This window comes from Nitrospirota bacterium (genome assembly GCA_037386965.1).
Lineage (GTDB): Bacteria > Nitrospirota > Thermodesulfovibrionia > Thermodesulfovibrionales > JdFR-86 > JARRLN01.
In genome coordinates, this window is record JARRLN010000010.1 from 15,374 (window position 1) to 36,365 (window position 20,992).

The 20,992-nt window shown below is 63.3% G+C and carries 17 protein-coding genes; 4 read left to right on the forward strand and 13 right to left on the reverse strand.

Annotation, left to right across the window (positions count from 1 at the left end):
• Positions 1 to 34: 34 nt before the first annotated feature.
• The 9 genes from P8Y39_02630 to P8Y39_02670 all read right to left on the reverse strand — a co-directional run bounded on the left by P8Y39_02630 (position 35) and on the right by P8Y39_02670 (position 14,513).
• Complete coding sequence (locus P8Y39_02630) at positions 35 to 1,603, reverse strand: YncE family protein (GenBank protein MEJ2191231.1); 1,569 nt, start codon at positions 1,601 to 1,603, stop codon at positions 35 to 37.
• Between the two features lie 8 nt (positions 1,604 to 1,611).
• Positions 1,612 to 2,547, reverse strand: coding sequence for an NHL repeat-containing protein (locus P8Y39_02635; GenBank protein MEJ2191232.1), 936 nt, complete (start codon positions 2,545 to 2,547; stop codon positions 1,612 to 1,614).
• A gap of 168 nt (positions 2,548 to 2,715) precedes the next feature.
• Positions 2,716 to 3,900, reverse strand: coding sequence for a cytochrome c3 family protein (locus P8Y39_02640; protein MEJ2191233.1), 1,185 nt, complete (start codon positions 3,898 to 3,900; stop codon positions 2,716 to 2,718).
• A gap of 118 nt (positions 3,901 to 4,018) precedes the next feature.
• On the reverse strand, positions 4,019 to 5,176 hold the full coding sequence (locus P8Y39_02645; protein ID MEJ2191234.1) for a cytochrome c3 family protein: 1,158 nt from the start codon (positions 5,174 to 5,176) through the stop codon (positions 4,019 to 4,021).
• Between the two features lie 301 nt (positions 5,177 to 5,477).
• Positions 5,478 to 6,635, reverse strand: coding sequence for a cytochrome c3 family protein (locus P8Y39_02650; GenBank protein MEJ2191235.1), 1,158 nt, complete (start codon positions 6,633 to 6,635; stop codon positions 5,478 to 5,480).
• A gap of 11 nt (positions 6,636 to 6,646) precedes the next feature.
• The gene (locus tag P8Y39_02655) at positions 6,647 to 7,702 is read right to left on the reverse strand and encodes a cytochrome c3 family protein (GenBank protein MEJ2191236.1); all 1,056 of its coding nucleotides are present in this window, start codon (positions 7,700 to 7,702) and stop codon (positions 6,647 to 6,649) included.
• On the reverse strand, positions 7,699 to 8,718 hold the full coding sequence (locus P8Y39_02660; GenBank protein MEJ2191237.1) for a cytochrome c3 family protein: 1,020 nt from the start codon (positions 8,716 to 8,718) through the stop codon (positions 7,699 to 7,701). Before P8Y39_02660 ends, P8Y39_02655 begins: the two co-directional genes overlap by 4 nt.
• Before the next feature lie 68 nt (positions 8,719 to 8,786).
• The gene (locus P8Y39_02665; GenBank protein MEJ2191238.1) at positions 8,787 to 11,345 is read right to left on the reverse strand and encodes a cytochrome c3 family protein; all 2,559 of its coding nucleotides are present in this window, start codon (positions 11,343 to 11,345) and stop codon (positions 8,787 to 8,789) included.
• A gap of 108 nt (positions 11,346 to 11,453) precedes the next feature.
• Complete coding sequence (locus P8Y39_02670; GenBank protein MEJ2191239.1) at positions 11,454 to 14,513, reverse strand: ChaN family lipoprotein; 3,060 nt, start codon at positions 14,511 to 14,513, stop codon at positions 11,454 to 11,456.
• A 289-nt stretch (positions 14,514 to 14,802) separates the two neighbouring features.
• Here P8Y39_02670 and P8Y39_02675 point away from each other — a divergent pair, with 289 nt between their 5' ends.
• Both P8Y39_02675 and P8Y39_02680 read left to right on the forward strand, forming a co-directional pair.
• Entirely contained in the window at positions 14,803 to 15,000 is a 198-nt protein-coding gene (locus P8Y39_02675) for a hypothetical protein (protein ID MEJ2191240.1), read from the forward strand.
• A gap of 330 nt (positions 15,001 to 15,330) precedes the next feature.
• The gene (locus P8Y39_02680; GenBank protein MEJ2191241.1) at positions 15,331 to 15,930 is read left to right on the forward strand and encodes a DUF6448 family protein; all 600 of its coding nucleotides are present in this window, start codon (positions 15,331 to 15,333) and stop codon (positions 15,928 to 15,930) included.
• Between the two features lie 259 nt (positions 15,931 to 16,189).
• Here the strand turns inward: P8Y39_02680 and P8Y39_02685 are convergent, their stop codons facing one another.
• The 3 genes from P8Y39_02685 to P8Y39_02695 all read right to left on the reverse strand — a co-directional run bounded on the left by P8Y39_02685 (position 16,190) and on the right by P8Y39_02695 (position 18,188).
• Positions 16,190 to 16,954, reverse strand: a complete 765-nt coding sequence (locus P8Y39_02685) for an iron chelate uptake ABC transporter family permease subunit (GenBank protein ID MEJ2191242.1) — start codon at positions 16,952 to 16,954, stop codon at positions 16,190 to 16,192.
• Positions 16,955 to 16,959: 5 nt separating this feature from the next.
• Positions 16,960 to 17,652, reverse strand: coding sequence for a metal ABC transporter ATP-binding protein (locus P8Y39_02690; protein MEJ2191243.1), 693 nt, complete (start codon positions 17,650 to 17,652; stop codon positions 16,960 to 16,962).
• A gap of 260 nt (positions 17,653 to 17,912) precedes the next feature.
• Positions 17,913 to 18,188: a helix-turn-helix domain-containing protein gene (locus P8Y39_02695; GenBank protein MEJ2191244.1), complete on the reverse strand. Its 276-nt coding sequence runs from the start codon at positions 18,186 to 18,188 to the stop codon at positions 17,913 to 17,915.
• A gap of 234 nt (positions 18,189 to 18,422) precedes the next feature.
• On the opposite strand from P8Y39_02695, the gene P8Y39_02700 reads away from it, so the two are divergent.
• The gene (locus P8Y39_02700) at positions 18,423 to 19,658 is read left to right on the forward strand and encodes an ATP-binding protein (GenBank protein MEJ2191245.1); all 1,236 of its coding nucleotides are present in this window, start codon (positions 18,423 to 18,425) and stop codon (positions 19,656 to 19,658) included.
• Positions 19,659 to 19,673: 15 nt separating this feature from the next.
• On the opposite strand, the gene P8Y39_02705 is transcribed toward P8Y39_02700, so the two are convergent.
• On the reverse strand, positions 19,674 to 20,297 hold the full coding sequence (locus P8Y39_02705) for a phosphoribosyltransferase (GenBank protein ID MEJ2191246.1): 624 nt from the start codon (positions 20,295 to 20,297) through the stop codon (positions 19,674 to 19,676).
• Positions 20,298 to 20,529: 232 nt separating this feature from the next.
• On the opposite strand from P8Y39_02705, the gene P8Y39_02710 reads away from it, so the two are divergent.
• Positions 20,530 to 20,976, forward strand: a complete 447-nt coding sequence (locus tag P8Y39_02710) for a hypothetical protein (GenBank protein ID MEJ2191247.1) — start codon at positions 20,530 to 20,532, stop codon at positions 20,974 to 20,976.
• The last annotated feature ends 16 nt before the right edge of the window (positions 20,977 to 20,992 follow it).

The following is a 20,992-nucleotide window of genomic DNA, read 5'->3' on the forward strand; positions in this document are numbered from 1 at the left end:
ACCGATACACCTCGTCCTTTGACAAAAAAGCCGCTCAGAAGGAACGGAACATGGCAATACCGTAAGGACGCCGCCCCACGGGAATCGCCTTTTCCACGGACCCGCTTGTCTTGTTTACGACCGTAACGGAGTCGGACCCCCGGTTGACAACATAGAAGAGCCGCCCCTCGGTGTCCAGGATAAAGGACGCGGGCGAGAGCCCCACGCGTATGGTGCCCACAATGGGAGGCAGGTCGAGATGGACGGTCTGGAGGGTGGAGGGCGGCCGCAGAATCAGGATTTCCCCCGGCGCGTCCTTCAGAACATAAATGCGGTCCAGCGACGGGTCCGCCAGGACACCCACGGAAAACATGCCCACCCCGCTGATGTTCGTCACCGCGTTGAAGTTGCCCCGGATCAGGCTGGGGATGTCTATGACGGACAGAAAATCGGCGTCATAGTCGGCCACATAGATCTTTCCCCTCTGGGGGTCCACGGTCAGGTCGCTGGGACTCCACTCGACCCCTATCGTCGCTATCTTCTCCACATTCCCCGTCTCGCGCTCTACCCTGAGGACGGTGATATCACGGGAATTCTGGTTGGCCACGTATACGTGGAAGAAAAGGCGCAGAAACTCCCGTATGCTCGAAAGATCCTCCGTCGAGAGGAAAGGCGACCCCTCGAAGTCCTCCACGGGCGGGTCCGCCGCCACGGCGAAGGGGCCGTCGCCCACGTCCACCGACTCCCTCTCGTTCAGGCTCACGGCGTCGATGACCGAGACGTTGTCGGAGGCGAAGTTGGCCACGAAGAGAAGCTCGGAGTCCGCCCCGGTCCTGGCCGCCGCGACGTCCTCGGGCTCCATGCCGAACCGGATGGGGACTTCGCTCTCCACGCTGTTGTCACTGGGGTCTATGACCGAAATGCTGTTGGAGCCCCGGTTGGCCACGTAGACCCTCAGCCGGTCCGGAAGAAGGCCGGCGGCCACGCCCCGCGGCCGAAGGCCCGTCAGTACGGTAGCGGCGACCCTGTTGGTCTGCCGGTTGATAACCGAAACGTTTGCGGACTCCTCGTTGCTGACGAAGACGAGGAGGTTGACGAGCTCCGGGGTCTCCCCCCGGGCAATCAGTGCGGGTTCGAAGCGGTACCCCTTGACGAGCGAGGCGTCGGCGTCCCAGGACAGAAACACGGTTGTGTTTTCGCCGGGACGGACCTCGAACTTTATCGGTACGAGGACCTCCTTCTTCTCCGGCAGGCCCAGATGCACTTCCTTTTCCGAGCCCTTGGTTACGGATGCATCCGTTACAAGAAGCTCCAGGGCGTCGTATTCCCCCTTGGGGAGCGCGGTTTCCCCGAGCCGCATCTGCCCGGCCTTGACGGCCACGGAATTGACCGTGTGGGTCTTGGACGAAACCGCGTGCTTCGTCCCGTCCTTGTCCACCGCAAGGACGTCCTCCACGATGAACGTGAGGTCCACGGAGGTCTTCGCGGGGCCGTTCAGGTAAAAGGTGAACTGTCCGAAGTCCGGGCCAAACTCGGGGCGGCGCTCCGGCGCCGTCATGCATCCGAGGACGCCCAGACAAAGCGCCAGCAGGGCAAGGGCCCCCCATGCCGTCGGGCCGCGCACGCCCGCCCTCACTGCTCGTGGAAGCCGACGGGCCCGAAAACCTGCACCCGGTTGTTGAAGGTGTCGGCCACGATGACCCTGCCCAGGGAGTCGACCTCGATGTCGTTGGGGAACTGGAACCATCCGTCGCTCCACCCCATTCCCCCGAACTCGGTGAGGTAATTGCCCTCCTTGGTGAAAACCAGCACGGTATGCCGCATGTAGTCGACCACGTATATCCGGTCGAACCGGTCGTCCACCGCCACGCCCACGGGCCGGCTCATCTTCCCGCTGCTGCCGCCCTTTCTCCCGAACGAGAACAGGAGCTCATGGTCGCCGTCATAGACATAGACCTTCGCGCTGTCGGCGCTCAGGATGTATATCCTCCCGTCCTCGCCCACGGCAACGTCGTTTATGCCCACTTTGTTCCCCTTTTCCGTGGGGGCCATGACCTCCAGGACCTTTCCGTCCTTCTCCAGGACGGGAACACCGGGGAAGAAGGAAGCCACCAGATACATGCGCCCCTCTCCGTCCAGCGCGATGCGGCTCGGTTTGAAGTCCTCCACTCCTTCGAAGCCCTTTATCTCGATATCCCTCTCCCACATCAGCGAGGCGTTGAAGACCGATATGCGGAAGGGCATCCCCTTCTCCAGAGGGCCCTGAACGACGAAGAGGTTGCCCTCCCCGTCCAGGGCGGCCCCGTAAGGCGACTGGAGGTTCCTGTTTTTGTCCAGGGCCAGCAGGGGGAAGAAGTCCGAGGTGTATAAAATGACGCGGGAGCGGCTCGTCACGTAGACCTCTTCCGTAACCGGGTCTGCAAAGACAAAGGACGGGGCCGAGAGCCTTCTGCCTTCCTCGTCCTGGACGACCGTCTGGATGTGAATGACGAACTCCCGCCCGCTGAAGGCTTTCACGGAAAAAAGGAGACAGATGACCAGGGCGAAGGCGAAAAGTGCGCGTTTCATAAGCGTCTTATGGTATTACATTGTTTGAGAAACTGTCAATGCTCTCCCCCGTGCGGCTGCCCCGCACATCCGGACCATCCGAAACGGGCGAAGGCCTTGCGGACTTTTCACCGCGGCCATAAAAAAGAAAGAGGGCATCGCTACGCGATGCCCTCTTTCCCGTACCCGCTAGGGGTTGTTCTTGCTGGTGTGGCAGTAGAAGCATCCCGTGTCCGAACCGCCCCCCGAGGCTATCTGCGTCTGGTAGTCCCACCGGAGCATGTCGGAGTACTGGGAGCCGTGAGGCCGGTGGCAGGTCAGGCACATGACCACCGGGCCGTCGTAGACGGTGGCGTTGGTGATGCTCGTCCAGGCCACCGGGGACTCCGTGCTGTAGTTGTTCTTGGGGTCCACGGAGCCGTACTCCCCGTACGTGGAAAGCGCAACGTCCGTGGGGTGCCGAAGCCAGGGGCTTCCGCTGCCCATGCCGTACTCGCCATAGATGCCGTTCTGGTAACCATGGAAGCCGTAGTGGCACCCGGAGCAGAAGGCCGTCATCGTGTGCTGGAGCTGGAGCCCGTTGGTGCCGTCACTGAGATAGACGTCCGTCGTGCCCTGGTAGACGTTGTGGTCCGTGAGGGATGTGGTGTACTCCCAGTCGGCGTCCTCTATGCCCTTCACGTAGTCCGGATAGGTGGTGTAGTTCTTCCGGTCATCGCCCAGCGGACCAAACGGTGGGCCTGTGCCGTGCCCCTTGAGGAACCTGTAGACGGGCGGGTCCTGGTGGTGGTACGTGAAGATGTGGCAGGCCTGGCAGCCACCCCTTTGGTAGTTATAGGGCCCGGGCGCTGCGGCCAGGGTCTGGTGGCACACGGTGGCTCCGGCGCACCCGCTCCCGTCGTGCCCGGGTGCTCCCTCGCTGGCCGAGATGTTCGCGTCCTGGCTGCTTACGCCGTAGACATTATGTCCCTTGGTATCATCGTTGCCGCCGCTGTCGGCAACCCAGTAGAAGTTCCCCCCGGCCAGATAGGTCGTGGGGACCGTGTGGTTATAAACTATGGGAACGTCATTGCCGTCGCTCAGGGACACAATGGGCTCGGCCGTGGAGTTGGAGTGGCACCCCACGCAGCTGGCGATAAGAAGGTTCCCGTTGGGGGCCGTCTTGGGGTCTCCCGTCAGGGCTCCGCCGTCCCAGACCACGTTGCCCGTGAGGGCCATGGGCGCTCCGTCCTGGCTGTTGTGCATGGTGTGGCAGTCCGCGCACTGGCCCTTCACCTTGGCCTCGGTGGGGAGGGGCAAAAACGCCACCAGCGCGGCCAGGGCGATTGACCAGAGTGCGATGCCTCGGATAGAAATTGTCCTGCTGCTCGTCATACCCACTCCTTCTTTCTCTCTTTCTGAAACCCCTCGCCGCTGTCTTTACCCGTGAAAAGGGACGGGGTGCCGCCCCGTAAGGCGGCACCCTTATCCCTTATGAGCAAGCTAACCCGCATTAGGGGTTGTTCTTGCTGGTGTGGCAGGTGAAGCAGCCGGTGTCGGAGCCGCCGCCCGATGCGATCTGGGTGGTGTAGTCCCAGCGCAGCATGTCGGGGTTCGGCGAGCCGTGCGGCCTGTGGCAGCTCAGGCACATGACCATGCCGTTGCCGGCGCCCACGGTGTTGTCGACGAAGGCCACCGGGGCCTCGGTGCTGTAGTTGTTGATGTAGTCGTACGCTGAGTACTCGCCGTAAGTCGGCAGGAGCTGGTCGGCGGGGTGCCGCACCCAGGTGCTGCCCTCGCTCTGCTCCTCGTGGAAGATGGTGTGGCAGGCGGCGCAGAAGGAGCTGATGCTGTGGTTCACCTCGTTGACAACGCCCTTGGTGCCGTTATAGCCCCTGTAGACGTTGAAGGAGCCGGCCGTGCCGGTGGTCTTGTAGCTGCCGGACTCCCAGTTGGCGTCCTCGATGCCCTCAACGAACCGGTTGCCGTTGCTGTGGGCGCCGGAGAGGTAGTGGTGGCCGGCGAGGAACCGGTAGGTCGGGTCAACGGCGGTGGCCGCGATGGGGTCAGTCCAGTCGGTCACGGTGCCGGGGTCCTTGTGGTGGAAGGTCATGAAGTGGCAGCCCTGGCAGCCGGTTTCCACGTCTTCCCTGGCCGGGCCGGTCACGAGGTTGGTGTGGCAGGAGTCGCTGCAGTAGCTGTGGGAGCTCCAGGTGCCGTCGTTGGTGCCGTCAAGGCCGGGGGCCTCAAGCAGAGTGACGTCCTTGGTGATGATGTTGTGGCCGTACGCGTCGCCATCGGCCTCAACATAGTAGAAGTTGCCGCCGGCCAGCAGATCGGCCTCGGTCGGGGCCGAAAGGTTCCGCACGATGGGAATCGTATTGCCGGTGGTCGGGTTGACGATGATGGTGTTGGCGTCGGCGCTGGTGTGGCAGCCGATGCAGGTGCTCACGAGCAGGTTGCCATGGGGCGTGTTGGTGATGGTGCCGCCCCCGATGGACCCGCCGGTCCAGCCCACGTCCGTGCCAGTCCTCGCGACGGCAATGCCGTTCTGGCTGTTGTGCATGGTGTGGCACTCGGCGCACTGGCCGGTGACCTTGGCCATGGCCAGGCCGCTGACAAGAAGCGTGGCGGCAAGAACCACCATAAGAACGACTAAAGACTTCTTCATCCTCACTTCTCCTTATTTCGGGTTTGTACGTCTTTCCTTTAACCCTTGTGCTTCAAGCTTGCAACCCTGTAGAAGTTGTTCCCCCTTCTCGGGTCTCCCTCTTCCGAACTCACCTCCTTCCGAAAAAATCAGGCATGCCGTTCATCAAGCAATGCCCGTGCCACAAAAAGTATTCCGCTTTTACAGGCTGTTGCCAGAAGGGAGGGGAAGCCGTCTGGTGATTTCACCAGTTTTGAAGTGGTGGTTTCCCCAAACAGTAAGAGGAAGCACTCACATCAAAGTTCGCGAAAAGAGAAGAGTGCTACTTGGAGGCGTGGCAGCGGAGACAGCCCGAGGACCTCCCCGAGCCGGCTATCATCTCGTCGTAATCGAACCGCAGAAGCTCCGGCTGGTCGGAGCCGTGCGCCCGGTGGCAGGTGAGGCACATGACCACGGCCTCCGAGCGGTCCGGCGTCTCGGGGTCGAGCCAGGCCACGGGGGTCTCCACGCTGTAGTCCGTGATGGGGTCATAGCCTGCGTACTCGCCCGAGGTGGCGATGGCGACGTCCGTGGGGTGCCGAAGCCAGGGGCCGGCGCTTCCCGCACCGGAGGAGTTCAGGGGGTCGTAGGGGCCGTGAAACGCGTAGTGGCACCCGGCGCAGAAGGCGCTCACGCTGTGGTACTGTCCCAGGGCCGTCCCCGTGCTCTTGTACGCCCGGTCGGTGCCCTTGTAATAATTGTGCTCCGTGCGGGTCGCGTTCTGCTCCCATGCGGGGTGCTCCCTGCCCGCGACGTAGTCCGGGTGCTTCTGGATGTCCCTGCGCTCCGGCGCCAGATCGTCCGCCGGGGCCTCCGCACCGTGGCCCTTCAGGAACCGGTAGACGGCGTTATCCTCGTGGTGGTACGTGAAGACGTGGCACCCCCGGCAGCCGCCGCGCTCGTAGTTCTTCCCGCTGGGGGGGTCGGCCAGGGTGTCGTGGCAACTGTCGGCGCAGAAGCCCGTCCGCCTGTCCCGCCCCGGAGCGCTGTGCAGCACGCCATCGGGCTCACCGACGCCGGAGACGTTGTGCCCGTAGGCGTCGCCGTCCCGGACGACCCAGAAGAAGTTGCCCCCGGCCAGAGGCTCCAGGGGCAGGGACTGGTTATACACGATGGGCACCTTCCCGCCGCCGGGCAGGGTGACGATGGTCTCGCTGCCGGTGCTGCTGTGGCAGCCCACGCAATCGGTCACCAGCAGGTGGCTCTGGGGCGAGGGCTCCGGGTCGCCCGTGAGGGCGCCCCCCTTCCAGGCGGCGCCGTTTGTCAGCGCCACGGGCTCCCCGCCCTGGCTGTTATGCATGGTATGGCAGTCCAGGCAGAGTCCCGTAACCCGCGCCGGGGCCGAAGGGGAAAGCCCCAGGAGAAGGAGGACGAAAAGAGCACAGGACAGCGGGCCCGCAAGGGCCCGCCTTTCCTTCTTGCCGCCTTCGGCCTTTCTCATGATCTTCGGCCTCACTTTCTCCTGTGGCATGAGAAACAGCCTTTCTTGGAGGTGGAGCCCCCGGGGGTGGCCAGGCTCTCGGTGTACGCCCACCTCATGATGTCGGGGAAGGGGCTGGCATGGGCCCGGTGGCACGACAGGCACATGATGATGCTTTGCTGGTCCACCCGCGTCTCTTCGCCGGTGGGCTCGGCAAAGGCGACGGGGGTCTCCAGGCTGTAGATGACGAACTCCTCGTACTCGGAATCCGCAAACCCGATGTGCACGTCTGCGAAGGATACGTCGGAGGGATGGCGGTGCCAGACGGTGCCGCCCAGGGCCGCCGTGCCGCCCAGAAAAGGGTTGGGATGAAAGAGCCCGTGGCACTGGCCGCAGAAGTAGCTTATGGTCTCCATGCTCTGGTGCTGGCCGTCGCCCTTGTAGCCGTTATGGCTGCTCTGGGTGGCGAGGTACTCCCAGTCGGGGTGCTCCGCCCCGGTGACGCCGAAGAGAAAACGGTAGCTCTTCCCCACCGTGGAGCCGTCGATGGCGCTGTCGTCCTCGTGGTGCGCGCCGTACATGGCCTCGAAGGGGTCCTCTTTCCTCCTGTCTCCGTGGCAGCCCCAGGTGCCCGCGCAGGTCAGCTGCTTCTCCTTGGGCCAGAAGGTGGGCCCCGTCCCGCCGGGGATTTGCACCCCGTTGATGAAGCCCGGCGGGATGTCCATGGGCGGGTCTTCCTGAAGGGAAATGCCCTGCACGTTGTGGCCATTCTCATAGTGCGGGGAAAAATCCTCCGACACGTAATAGAAGTTCCCCGCAGCCAGGTCCCCGCCCTCCATGTGGTGGATGACCTGGGGGGTTCTCGTCTCCCCCGTGACGACGATATTGACGTCGCCCGCGGGCTCCATGGCGTGGCATCCCAGGCATCCTCCCTCGGTGAGCGCGCCTGAGAGCTCTCCGCCCTGGGAGCCGTGCATGTCATGGCAGTCCTTGCATCTGCCCTTCACCGCCCCGGAGGCCTGGGGGGGCGGCAGAAGGAGCAGGAGGACAAGGGCCGCGAGCCCGGCCGGTGCCCGCCACGCCTTCATTTTGCCTGTGAGGCCTTTCGCGTATGGCATACGAAGCACCCGCTTTCACCCCGGCCCACGAAGAAGTCCTCGTAGTTCCATCTGAGCGCGCCGGCATAAGGGCTCCCGTGGGCCCGATGGCAGGAGAGACAAATGACGACGTCCGTGCCGGGCTGGACGGTGGCCGACGGAGAGTTGGGGATGGTGGGCCTGCCCACCGGCGCCGTCGTGTTATAGATGCTGTAGCTTTCGTACTCGCCCCGCCGGGGAAGGGCAATCCCCGTGGGATGACGGAACCACGGGCTCCGGCGCGCGCGGTGGCCGAAGTGGATGTCGCCGTGGCAGTTGGCGCAGAAGGCGTTGATGTCCGTCGAGTATTCGTTGTGGTCGGACGTCGAGGTGGTCCGCTCCCAGTCCTTGTCCTCCAGGCCCTCCACACCCTGGACCAGCGCCGTGTTCCTGAGGTACCGGTAGCTCCTTGCCGTGGTGCTTCCGTCCACGGGGCTGTCCGGCGCGTGGTGGCTCCCCCTCACCGCCTCCAGGGGGTCCTCTATGTTTCTGTCCCCGTGGCACCCGTTGGAGCCCGCGCAGGCAAGGCGCCGGCTGCCCTGGTACCCGACGGCCGAGAGGTCGTGCTCCCTCATGTAGCCCGGCGGAAGGCCGGTGTACGTGCCGTCCGGGCCAACCACGTCCCTGACGTTGTGCCCTCTGCGCTCTTCCGAGCCGTCCAGGGACCGGACGGTCAGGCCGTGGAAATTTCCGCCGGCAAGGGGCTCCAGCGGGTTGTCCACGTTGTAGACGACGGGCACGCGAACCCCGCCCATCATCTTTATGGTGTTTGCTCCCTCGCTGCTGTGGCAGGTGACGCACTGGGCGTTGCTCGCGCCCTCGATGGGGGCTTCACCCATGAGGCCGGGCACCAGGGCGTGGCAGGCCGCACAGTCATCGGAGACTATGGCCGCCCGGCCCGGGAAAGAGAACACAAGCGCCACGGCCATCGCCGGAAACACGCGAAGGACGGGACCGAACCTCTTCATAGCCAGATACTATCACGAAGCGCCCGGGAGTCAAACGGCCGGGCTCGGGGGGCGAAGGCGGGGGCCTCCTACCGGGGGGCCGCTCCCTGGAAGGCGTTGGGATGGCAGTGGACACAGATATCGAAGGGTTTATCGGCCTTGTACTTGAAGAGGTCGATGTAGGCGGAGCTGTGGGGGTCGTGGCAGCTGGCGCAGGTGAGGATACCGTATTTCGATTTCGGGTCCTTCTTCCCCGTGAGGGGGTGCCCCGCGCTCGTGAAGGTCCCCGCCGCATGGCCGCCCTCGGGGATGGACGGATGGCAGGAAAGGCAGACCTCGTTTATGGGCAGCCGGGAGACCGCCGGATTGGGCGACGCATGGGCGTCGTGGCAGGCGAAGCACAGGCCCGAGGCGGCGGGAACGTGCTTGTTTTTCCTCTGGAACTTCGCCCGGTCGTGGCACATGAAGCAAAGGTCCGGGACCTTGTCCCTGAGGAGCTTCTCCTGTGTCCCCTGGTGGGGTTGGTGGCAGGTCAGGCACTGCCCCTCTCCCACGGGCTTGTGCGTATAGGCCCCCGTGAAGCGGGCGCGGTTATGGCAGATGAAGCACAGCTCCGTACGGTCGGCGACGAGGAGACTCTCCCTGTCCCCGGAGTGCGGCGTATGGCAATCCGCGCACATCCCGGCCAGGACGGCCGGATGAACGCTCTTCTGAGACGTGAACTGGGTCTTGTTGTGACAGGAGAAGCACAGCCCGGGGAGCTTGTCCACGAGCATGTTGCCGGCGGCGTCGGAGCTGTGGGGGTCGTGGCACGTGGTGCACATCCCCTGGGCGGTGGGCGTATGGGCCACCTTCTTCGTAAACTGCTCCTTGCCGTGGCAGTTGTAGCAGAGCTCCGGGGGCTTCACGTAGAGGAGCTTGTCCTCGGATGTCGAATGGGGGCTATGGCACGTCGGGCACATGCCCGCGGCCACCGGGGGATGCGTGGAAGAACGGGTGAACTTCTCTTTCTGGTGGCACATGTAGCAGAGCTCGGGGGACTGCTTGACCAGCATGTTCGCCTTCGCGGTGGAGCCGTGAGGGTCGTGGCACGTCGTGCACATGCCCATCGCCACGGGGGCGTGGACGACCTTCTGCGAGAACGCCTTCTTCCCGTGGCATCGGTAACAGAGCTCCGGGGGCATCTCCAGGAGAAGCTTCTTCTTCTCTCCGCCGTGCGGACTGTGGCAGGACGTGCACATGCCCGCCCTGACCGGCAGGTGCACGGACGTCTCATCCTTCGTGACGAGGTCCCCGTGGCAGGTGAAGCACAGGGTCGAGGGGCTGCTCACCAGGAGCTTTTTGCTGGTGTCGGTGCTGTGCGGCTCGTGGCAGCTCCCGCACTGCCCCGCGGCCACCGGGGGATGCATGTTCTTGCCCTGGAAGGCCGTCTCGTCGTGGCACTGGAAGCACAGCGCAGGGCTCTCGGCCACCAGGAGTTTCTCGCGCTTTCCCGCGTGGGGCTTGTGGCAGCTCGTGCACATTCCCGAGGCCACGGGAACGTGCTGGAATTTCTTCATGAAAACTTTCTTGTCGTGGCACTGATAGCACAACTGCGGTATTTTCTCGGCCAACAGGTCGCCGGCGACCCGCGAGCTGTGGGGGTTATGGCACGTGGTGCACATGCCGCCCGCCACGGGCTGATGGACCGTCTCGCCGTAGAAGGTCTTCGGGTCGTGGCAGTTATAGCAGAGCTCCGGGGGCGGGGCCACGAGAAGCTTTTTTTCCGTTGCCGAGCTGTGGGGGTTGTGGCAGGACGTGCACATCCCGCCTTTTACGGGCATATGGACGGACCTGCCCTTGGCCATGCTCTTGTCGTGGCACTGGAAACAGAGCTTGGACTGCCCTTCCTTCAGCAACCTGTCCTCATCGCTGGCGTGAGGCAGATGGCACATGTCGCAAGCCCCGGAGGCTACCGGCATATGCTGGTACTGCTGCGTGAACGCCTTCTTGTCGTGGCAGCCGTAGCAGAGCTCCGGCGGCTGCTTCTTGAGGATGGCCTTCTTGCTGTCGGCGCTGTGGGGGTCGTGGCACGAAACGCACATCCCCGCCTGCACCGGGGCGTGCGTCGTCTTCTTCATGAAGGCCTCCTTGTCGTGGCAGCCGAAACAGAGTGCGGGCATGGGAGCGGAAAGGAGAGACTTCTCGCCGCTTGTATGGGGGGAGTGGCAACTGGTGCACATCCCGGCGGCCACGGGCGCGTGCTGCGCGCTCCGGGAGAACATCTCCTTCTGGTGGCAACGGTAGCACAGGCCGGGCGGGGGCTCGGCCAGGAGCTTGGGGTTGTCCGAGCTGTGCACATCATGACAGAAGAGGCACTGCCCCTGCGCCACCGGGCCGTGCACGACCTTGGAGGAAAAGGACTTCCTGTCATGGCAGGCAAAGCAGAGGTCGGCGCCCTCGGCGAAGAGCCCCTTGGGGTGGTCGGGGTTGCGCTGGTGCGCCTGGACGTGGCAGCTCTTGCAGCCCATGGAGACGGCGGGATGGACCACTTTCTTTTCCGTCAGTTTGGCGTGGCAGTCCCGGCACTTGGACATGTCCTGAGCCGCGCCCAGGGCGGGCAGGAGCACAAAGAGCAGAAAAAACAGCTTCACGGCCGGGATTTTCATGGCGTCCATTATACAAGAAGAGCCGTCAAGAGATAAACAACTGAAAAAAGCATATCGGCTCCGCCCTCTTCGAGAGGGGCGAACTTCCGGCTCGCGCAGGGGGGAAATCTAGGGGAAAGTAACGGTGAACTCGGCCTCCGAGCCCCGCCCCCAGGAGCCCTCTCTGCGCACCTTCAGGGACAGGGTCTCTCCCGGGTGCTTGTCGAACAGGGCGATGCGGAGGTCGGAGATTTCCTTTATGTCCAGGCCGCCCGCGCTGACCAGGACGTCGCCGGGCTGAAGGCCCGCCTTTGCCGCGGGGCTGTCCGCGGCCATTTCCTTGATGCGAACGCCCTCTTCGCCCTTCTCCAGGACCACGCCCAGCTTCTCCGGCTCAGGGGCCGCGAGGGGCTGGGCAAAAACCACATAGTCGGCCATCCCCGGGACCAGGTGCTCGCCCTCCGGAGAGCCGAGGAGAATGGCGTAGTCCTTTCCCGTGAGGCGGTACGCCCGCCGGGGAATCCCCGAGCCGAAGGCCACGTGGGAGGAGCCGGCCAGAACGACCATCTGGTAGCCCGGATAGGTCCGGAAAAAGTCCGCCACCGCGTGGGCCATCGTCTCGTCCCAGAGGATTTGCGCCTGGTAGAAGTTCGTAAAAGAGCCGTTGTCGTGCACCGTGAAAGCGGCACGGAGCCTTTCTTTGTACCCCGCATCGGAGAAGTCCATGTCTTCGGGGACCTGGCTCCTCTCCTCCTTGCCGAGGGCGTCCAGCCCGCCCTCGGCGACCTTCTTGACGACCTCGGCCTTCTGGTTGAGGGCCACCACCGGAATCTTATGCGTGCGGGCGAAGCTGAGGATTTCCCGGTACAGGTGATAGTTGTACCGCCAGCGCTCGTAGTACTGCGTCTTCTTCAGGAGCTCCTGCTCGTCGATGTTTCCCGCGACATACTCGTCAAGGGCATCCTGGAAGGGGCGCTCGAACATCTCCATGCCGATGCCGAAGGGGCGCCCTTCCTCCTGGAGGGCCTTGAGCAGGGCCAGCTGCACCCGATGGTCCTGGTAGCGCGCGTGCCCCTCTCCCACATAGATGACGGGCTTGTCGATGACCTTTCGTATCGCCTCGTCCAGGGATACGCCGCTTCCGGGCACCATGGCCGAGGCGCGCATGGAAAGGTCGAAGCGCATACCCTCCTGGCTGGGCAGAGTGTAGGAAAGAACCCTCTCGCCGTCCCTGAATCCGAGCACGGAGGAAGCGTCGTCCCTGAAAAAGGCGTGTGAGGAACTCAGCACCTGGAAGGCCTCCGCCGCCTCTACCGAGGCAACCACCCGCCTCCCGTTCAGGGGGTTCTTCCGGACGGCCAGCTCCAGGGCCGCTTCCCCCCCGCGGGGCTGGCCCGCTTTATCGAGGGCCTCGCGGAACGGCGCGTCTCCGGCGTAAAGGCGCCCAAGCACGGGGCTTCCGTGCCCCAGCACCATGAACGACGCCTTGCGGATCTCCTCGTCAGTCACCTCCGTTTCGTCCTTCAGGGTAAATCCCCGTTCTCTCAATGTTTCGAGAAGTGCGGCGTACTTCTTCCGTTCCGCGTCGTCCCCGGGCAAGGCAACGATGCGCTCGGGACTGCCCAGAAAAGCCGACAACACCGGGGGGGTCTCGTCCTCGTCAAGCACCCGCAGAACGTCGTACCCGGGGTCGACGACGAGCTCCGTGGGCTGCCCCGGGGTCTTGAGCGACACGTACTGGACCGGCTCGGTTACCTCCACGTCCGTCTCGTGGGCGCCTGCCTCCGTGTCGACGACCACGGGGAGACTGAAGCGGTAGGGCTTGCCCTGCTGCCTCAGGGTAAAGGTCACCCTGTAGCTCCCGTCAAGAAGCAGGGCGCGGGGCTCGCTCACCGTAAAGGAGGGCACCCCCGGCCGCTCGACCCACTGGGCGAAGAACTCCTTGAGGTCCTTCCCCGAGGCCACCTCGAAGGACTCCCTCACGTCCGTCCAGGAGGCCATCTTGAAACGGCGTATCTTCACCAGGTGCTGTAGGGCCTGAAAGAGCGCGTCCCTTCCCACTTTCCTGTCGAGCATGTGGAAAAAGACCACCCCCTTGCCCTGCATCATGGCCCGGCCCGCGGCGTCCTCGGGGCCCTTGTAGTCGGCCAGGCTCGTGCCGCCGCCGCCCTGGGCGTAGTTGTTATAGGTAACGAGGGCCTTCTTGCGGAAGGCGGCGTCCCTTTCCTTCCGCTCGGCAAAGAGGTGCTCCGAAAGGAAGGCCGTCAGCCCGTCCCCCCAGTCTCCCTGATGGACGTCCACATAGAGGGAATTGCCCACCCACTGGCTCAAAACGTCCCTGGCCACGATGGGCTCGGCCAGGAACGGCCGGCGGGCGATGTCCCATCCCAAAAGGGCGTAGGTGGGCATGGAATGGCTCTCGGGCAGGACGTTCTCGACGATGAACAAGTGCCTGTAAGGGTAATCCCCGAGCACCTCTTCATAGAAGCGGATGTACTTCTTGGCCTGCTCGATGTAAATGTCCGACAGTTTCGCGTCCCGGGGGAACAGATATGTGTAGATGACCGTGTTGCCCACGTAGCCGGCGTTCCTGCTGTACGGGCCCGCCGTGAGGGTCAGGGCGGGAAGGGGGTTTTTGAAACGGAAGGAATACCGGGTCTGGTTCCCGGGGAGGCCCTCCGGCCGTATCTCGTCGTTCTCCGACACGGGGACGAAGCCGTCGGGCAGGGTAACGGTCAGCCGGTAGTAGGCCAGGTGGTCCTCGGTCTGCACAATGGGGTACCAGTGGCCGGTAAGGAAAAGCCCCTCCTTGTCGATGATGCCCTCCCTGACGACGGGAAGCTCTTCGTCCTTCACGATCTCGTTCCCGGGGAAAACGCCCTCGAAGCCCACGACGAGGACGCCGGCCGTGGGGCCGACCGTGAAGACCCCGTCAGTGGGCGTAACGTCCAGCATCTCGCCGTTCAGGGCGACCCCCGTCAAGCGGAGCTTTCCCAGGTCCACCGTGTACTGTTTCTCCACGGGCAGAATCACCCGCACCCTGCCCGTCAGCAGATGCTTGGACGGCTCCACGGTCACATTTATTTCATGCTCCGGCAGAAGCGGCCCTTCGATGAGCTGCACCGCAGCGGCCGGCACGGCGGCGGCCACAAGGATAAAAACGACGAGCGGGACCACGACGTTACGCATAAGGCTCCTCCTCAGCATCCTATTATAAAGAAGAAGGGTCGAACAGTGGTAGCGCCGTCCCGAAGGGCGCTCAAAGGACCGCGCGAGGCGGCCTCCGGAGGGGAGCCGGGACGACCGTGCCCCGGGACACGCTCTGCACGGAGCGCCTTGACAAATCGCCCCGGCACGCCTACAGTAGCATTCGAAGCCCCCGGCAAGGGGGATGCGCACGGAGCAAGGAGGTGCCGTCATGCTGATAAGGCTTTTTCTGAATGACCCGCAGGGACGGCGGTGAAAAACCATCGGCTCCGTGGTCGCGGAGCTTGGAAAATCCTACGCCTTCGATGTCGAGATAATCAGAAAGCCCGAGGCCGGCAGGCTCGGCCGCCCTTCCCTTCCGAAATTCCCCGCCATGGAGATAGACGATGAGCTTTTCTTTGAGGACGGGGGAACGTCCGTGAAAGAGCTCGAGCGGGAGCTCATCCGCAGAAACGCACCCAGGGCGTAAGGCCTAGAAGGGGAAGCTGAAAGAGGCCGTATTCGCGACCCCGCTTTTCACCCCTATCTTTTCAGCATCCCTTGCCGTGGGCCGAGGCGCCCGGAGCGGCCCATGGCCTTTCGGGCACGCGCCTCCCGCACATTTACTTCCGCTCCTTTCTTGCTACAATCAGAGGGGGATGTTCCTCGGCACCTTGAGCTTTCGGTGGCTTGAAACGGCGCTCCTTCCGGAGGTCTTCCGGGCAGCGCACGCCAAGCTCAAATAAAGAAGGCGGCCCGAGCACGTGGTTCGGGCCGCCTGTGGACGCATCAAAGCCCACGGAGAATCGGGAGGTGTTCCATGAAACCCAGAACAGTCCTTTTGACGGCGGGGGTTTTCCTTGCCTCTCTGTTTGCTTTGCCCGGCGGGGCCGCCGCGCACTGCGACACGCTGGGCGGGCCGGTGGTGGCCGCGGCCAAGACGGCCCTGGAGACGGGCGACATCACGCCCGTGCTGAAGTGGGTGAGGAAGGAGGACGAAGCAGAAATAAGGGAGATGTTCGAGAAGGCCCTCGCCGTCAGAAAGAAGGGGCCGGAGGCGCGGGAGCTTGCCGACATGTACTTCTTCGAGACGCTGGTGCGCATCCACAGGGCCGGCGAAGGGGCGCCCTACACCGGGCTCAAGCCTGCCGGAGCCGTGGAGCCGGCGGTAGAGCAGGCCGACCGGGCGCTTGCTAGCGGGAAGGTCGACGGGCTCGTCCGGCTGGTCACCGAGGCCGTCCGGGAGGGAATCCGCGAGCGTTTCCAGCGCGCGTACACGCGCAGTGAGCACGCCCAGGACAGCGTTGCGGCAGGCCGCGCCTTTGTCCGGGCCTACGTGGAGTTCACGCACTACGTTGAGCGGCTCCACATGGATGCGACGGCGCACGGCGGGGCGGAAACGCACGAGCATCACCAGTGACGCAGGGGCGACCGGAAATACAAGGCAAGGCAGGCCGAAGGGCCGGGTGGTTGTGCAGGACGCTGCCGCCCCCCGGGCGTGGCCGGGCCAAAAGAACGGGATACATTCAGGCGGCGCGGCGCGGTCGAAGCGAGGCCCTTCGGCCGGTAGGGTTATGTTCCCCGTACGGGTGGGGCGGACGGAGTTCCGGGCGTCCGCCGCCGGCGGATGCGGAAGCTCCCGGTTCCGGGGAAGGTTCCGGCGTGCTTTTGAAAGTCCTTCATCTCCTGAAAAATATCGACGCGAAAAAGATTGCCGTGCTTACCAGGATGATCAGGGGGCCGGCGGGAAACCCGGTCAGCTTGAAAAGCACTATCCCCGCGGATGAAGACACCGCGCCGATAACCATCGCCCCGAAGGCATACTGGGACAGATTTCTGCTCAGGTTCCGCGCGGCGGCGGCCGGAATGGCGACCAGCGCCGCCGTCAGGAGGCCGCCGACCATCTTGACTCCCAGGGCGACGATGACGGCAATCAGGAGCAAATAGACGAGATTGTGTTTCTTGACGTTTATGCCCTTGGACCGCGCCAGGTCGTCGGAAATGTTGACCAGGACCATGTCCGGGTAGATTTTCCTTATGACAACGAAAAGGACAAGGGCGACAAGCACGGAGACGACCGTTTCCCAGAGGCCTATCCTGGAGATGTCGCCCACCAGGGCCGCCTCCGCCTGTTCCATGGGCAAGAACAGGAAAGCGACGGCCACGCCCGAGGCAAAGACGACGGCGGTCAGCGCTTCCATGGGCAGGTGTGTTCCCAGTTCGAACAGCCAGATGAAAACGATACCCAGAATGACGAAGGGGAAAGCGCCCAGCGATACGTCGAAGCCGTATATCAGGGCCAGGGCCACCCCCGGCAGGGCCAAATGCCCCAGGGGGCCGGCGACGAGGGCCATCCTCTTGCTCAGCATCAGAGACCCCAGGTATCCGGCCACGCCGCCGATAAAAATGCCCGCCGTCAGGCTTAACCACAGTTGACCCGGCATGGCCGTCATTCGTGCCCGTGCTGATAGTATTTCACTTCGCCGCCGTAAAGGTCCTGGAGGCTCTCGGGGGTGAGCACCTTGCGGGGCGGGCCGTGGCACGTCGCCTTCCTGCTCAGGCAGATGACCTGGTTTGAAAACTGATACACCACGCTCAGGTCATGCGTAACCAGCAGAACGGTGAGATGCCGCTCTTCCCTGAGTTTCGCCAGGAGGTTGTAGATGGTCTCCTCGCCGCTGATGTCGATGCCGGTGGTCGGCTCGTCGAAGAGCAACACCTGGGGATTGCCGACCAGGCCCCAGGCTATCAGTATCCTCTGAAACTGTCCCGAGGAAAGGTCGCCTATCTTGCGCCCGATAAACTCCTCGCTGAACCCCACCGCGCTGACGATATCCCGCACCTCCTCTTCGGAAACCTTTTTGAGGGCGAAGAAATCCATGACGCTCAGCGGGATGTCCCTTATGAACGGCAGCCTCTGGGGGACATAGCCGGTCTTGATGCCCTTTTCCCAGCTTATCTCTCCGGCGTAAGGCAAGAGCCCCAGCAGGCATTTCAGCAGGACCGTCTTTCCCGCCCCGTTGGGGCCCAAAATGGTAACGATGTCCCCTCTTTTCACGGTAAAGGAAAGGTGCTCGATAACGCGCCGGTGGTCCAGCTCCACGTTGAGGTCCTGCACTTTCAAGATCAAATCGTTTTCCATCTGTCTTCCCTGACGCTGGATGTCTCCTCTTTCATCCTCCCTCTCATGGCTGCGGGCGCCCCCCGGGAGGACCGGGCGCCGTTGTTCCCCTTCACCCGGGCGCGTATCGCGTTGATAATAACAGATTTATCCACATGCTAGCACTGCGGAAAGGGATGTCAACGGCGTCCGCGAGAGCGGCCCCCTGGAGGGAAACGTGCGTGTCGGCCGGGGCGAGCGGGAAAAGTGCGTCGCGATGAAGGGGAATCGGAAATCCCGCCCTAGGGGCGAGAGCCGTCTTCCACTTCCGCAATCAGGTTGTCAAGGAAGCCGACTTTATCCTTCAGCTTCTCCGAAGCCCACCGGCGTCCTTTCGACTCTATTTCCTCCAGCACCAGGCCGAGGGAATAGGGCTGGCGTCTTTTCCCGTTCTCCCATTCCAGGAGAACCTCGGGACGGACGCCGAGGACGGAGGCCAGGTCCTCCAGGCTGAAGTGATTCCTCTCGCGCCACTTCTTCAGTGTCTGAGCATGCATGGCCAGAAAACCGCGGTGCATCGGAAAAGGCTGCACGGACTAAATTCAAGTATAGTACAACCGGGAAAGAGAGCAACCACCCGCAGGTTGCAGCTCGGGGGCTTCACGGTGGCCGCCCGGTGGCGGCGGAGGCCTCCCCAAGGGGCACATTATCTTTAAAATCCAAGGAGGAGCGGGCCCTATGGAGGAAACGTAATTTGTGCTACATTATTATTTAAGAGACCAGGTTCCGGTCGAGGCAAAGGTGGTGTAACGATGAAGAATTACCGGTTCAGGGTCGAGCAGAACTACGTCATTCAAAAGACCATCAGCTCCGTCTTGAAGGTCGCGCTCGAGCCGGTCCCGATAGAGGAACAGATTGAGCGCATTCTTGACCTGGTCCTCGGGGTGCCGGGCCTCTCACCGGAGCCCGTGGGCGCCATCTACCTGGTGGGAGAGGAGCCCGACGTGCTCGTTCTAAAGGCCTCCCGCACGCTGCCGGGTTCCCGGCACGTCTTCTGCGAGAAAGTTCCCTTCGGGAAATGCCTGTGCGGACGGGCGGCAGCCGCCCGGACGATGGTATTTGCGGACCATGTCGACAACCGCCACGAGATCCGCTGCCCGGAGGAATTCTCCCACGGGCATTACTGTCAGCCGGTGGTTTCGGGCGAGGAGGTGCTCGGCCTTATCAACCTGGTAGTGGAGGAAGGGCACCGGAGGACCAAGGAGGAAGAGGAGTTTCTTTCGGCGGTTGCCGACGCCCTGGCCGGCATCATCGGGCGGCACCGCTCGGAAACGGATAAACGGAGGATTCTGGAGCAGTGCGCCGAATCCGAAAAACTCGCGGCGCTCGGGAGACTGACCGCCAGTGTCGCACACGAGATCCGAAACCCCCTGACCGCCATCGGGGGATTCGCCAGAAGGCTTGACAAGAGATTCGAGGAAGGCACCGCGGAGAAGGAGTACACCGGGGTCATCATTTTCGAGGTTGCGAGGCTGGAGAACATCCTGCGCAACGTCCTCACTTTTTCGGGCGTCGCCAAGCCTCGCGTGAGAAAGTGCGACGTCCGTGACATAAGCGAGAGGGCCCTCAGGACTTTCGAGGAAATCTGCAGCGAACAGTCCATAACCATAAAGAGGTCCTACCAGGAGCTCCCGCAGATAGATGCGGACGGAGAACTCCTCCTGGAGGCCGTGGAAAACCTCATATCCAACGCGATAGACGCGATGCCCGGCGGCGGCACACTCACCGTCGCAGCGGGCATGAAAGCCGCCAAGGAGAGGTCCTATGTGACGGTGAAAGTGGGAGATACGGGCCGGGGGATAGAGCCGGAGGACCAGAAATATATTTTCGAGCCTTTCTTCACCCGGAAGGCCGGGGCGAGAGGGGCCGGGCTGGGGCTCTCCATTACAAAGAAGATAGCGGAGGAACACGGCGGGTTCGTCAAGGTGCAGAGCGCGCCGGGGGCGGGTTCCACTTTCAGTCTCTATCTCCTGGCGCCGGAATCCTGAAAGCCTTGCCGCCTCTTAGCCGCCGCCGATTTCCTTCAGTATCTCCCTGACCGTCTCCTCCGGGACTTCCAGGCGGTAGCGGCTCCGCAGTTGCAGCCGGATGGTCCCGGGGTCCCTAAAGCCGGCCTCTCTCAGTCCCCGGATGAAGGCGGTGGCATCCTCCCAGAAGTGCCAGGGGAATATCACCCACCGCCACTTCACGAGCTTGCGGACATAATAGTCCGGCACCGTCCTAGAGACCGCCTTGTGCAGGACGGTCGCGGACCTGAGCTGGGCGGGGCGGAACCGGCCCAGGTAATCAAGGGTCACGTCCAGGGTGTCGCCGGTGTCGGTAATGTCGTCCACGACGAGCACCCTCCTGCCCTTTATGTCCACGCAGAGGGGGAACCTCAAAACCGCCTTCTCGCCGGGCGCGGCCGTTATCCCCCAGTGCTCCACCTTCACCGTCGTGAGGTCCTTTATGTGCAGGTAGTCGCAGAGGACCCGTGCCGGTACGAGGCCTCCCCTCCCTATGGCCACGACCATGTCCGGGCTGAAGCCCGAGGCCCTTATCTTGCCGGCCAGGGCCTTGCAGTCCCGGGCCACCCTCCTCCAGGTGAGGACCTCGCAGCGGACCGGCTTGGGCGGCGGGGGCGGCATTGCCGTGACGCTCTCCTTTCTCTGAAGAAATATACCCCGTCACGGGCGGCCAGGCAATCCCCGGAGGGGAGCACGCTTCCCCCTTCGAGAGAGCCTCGATGCGCGGGCGCGGCATCCGTGCATGAAAAGAACCCTTTAAATAATTATGAAAAGATTGTGAACCGCGCTTGACAACGGTCTCCCCGGTGATACCATCTATGTGTAAATCCGGGGCGGGGCCGGGGGGAGTGAAATGAGCACCTCACCTGCACAGGGCCGGCGGGCGGTACTTCTTAAATACAAGATACACTGGCACGTGGTGTTCACCCATTTTCCGATATCCTTCTTCATGCTCTCGTTCGGGTTCATGGCCCTGCACCATGCGACCGCACGGGCGTGCTTCGAGCTGTCGGCATACGTCAGCCTTCTCGCCGGCGCGGCTGCGATGCTGCCCACGGCACTGAGCGGCTGGCTTACATGGAAAGGCCGGTACAGAGGAATGAAGGGCAAGGTATTCATATACAAGATGAGAATAGCCTTTGCCATGATTGCCTTGAGCTTTCTTCTGGTCTTCATCCGCTCCGTCTTCCCCGACGCGCTTCATACCGGGTGGTTATGGCTCTATTCGTTCGGCATGTTGCTTCTTCTTCTGGGGGCCGGGGCCGAGGGGTACTACGGCGGCCGGCTGAACCATCGTTAAGCCCGTGAGGAGGGCG

Bases quoted from the DNA above. Each gene is read 5' to 3' on its own strand.
- P8Y39_02705 (MEJ2191246.1), bottom strand. From the start codon at position 20,297: ATGCCGCCCCCGCCGCCCAAGCCGGTCCGCTGCGAGGTCCTCACCTGG.
- P8Y39_02640 (MEJ2191233.1), bottom strand. From the start codon at position 3,900: ATGACGAGCAGCAGGACAATTTCTATCCGAGGCATCGCACTCTGGTCA.
- P8Y39_02690 (MEJ2191243.1), bottom strand. From the start codon at position 17,652: ATGGAAAACGATTTGATCTTGAAAGTGCAGGACCTCAACGTGGAGCTG.
- P8Y39_02655 (MEJ2191236.1), bottom strand. From the start codon at position 7,702: ATGAAGGCGTGGCGGGCACCGGCCGGGCTCGCGGCCCTTGTCCTCCTG.
- P8Y39_02670 (MEJ2191239.1), bottom strand. From the start codon at position 14,513: ATGCGTAACGTCGTGGTCCCGCTCGTCGTTTTTATCCTTGTGGCCGCC.
- P8Y39_02685 (MEJ2191242.1), bottom strand. From the start codon at position 16,954: ATGCCGGGTCAACTGTGGTTAAGCCTGACGGCGGGCATTTTTATCGGC.
- P8Y39_02710 (MEJ2191247.1), top strand. From the start codon at position 20,530: ATGAGCACCTCACCTGCACAGGGCCGGCGGGCGGTACTTCTTAAATAC.
- P8Y39_02635 (MEJ2191232.1), bottom strand. From the start codon at position 2,547: ATGAAACGCGCACTTTTCGCCTTCGCCCTGGTCATCTGTCTCCTTTTT.
- P8Y39_02665 (MEJ2191238.1), bottom strand. From the start codon at position 11,345: ATGAAAATCCCGGCCGTGAAGCTGTTTTTTCTGCTCTTTGTGCTCCTG.
- P8Y39_02680 (MEJ2191241.1), top strand. From the start codon at position 15,331: ATGAAACCCAGAACAGTCCTTTTGACGGCGGGGGTTTTCCTTGCCTCT.
- P8Y39_02695 (MEJ2191244.1), bottom strand. From the start codon at position 18,188: ATGCACCGCGGTTTTCTGGCCATGCATGCTCAGACACTGAAGAAGTGG.
- P8Y39_02650 (MEJ2191235.1), bottom strand. From the start codon at position 6,635: ATGAGAAAGGCCGAAGGCGGCAAGAAGGAAAGGCGGGCCCTTGCGGGC.
- P8Y39_02700 (MEJ2191245.1), top strand. From the start codon at position 18,423: ATGAAGAATTACCGGTTCAGGGTCGAGCAGAACTACGTCATTCAAAAG.
- P8Y39_02645 (MEJ2191234.1), bottom strand. From the start codon at position 5,176: ATGAAGAAGTCTTTAGTCGTTCTTATGGTGGTTCTTGCCGCCACGCTT.
- P8Y39_02660 (MEJ2191237.1), bottom strand. From the start codon at position 8,718: ATGAAGAGGTTCGGTCCCGTCCTTCGCGTGTTTCCGGCGATGGCCGTG.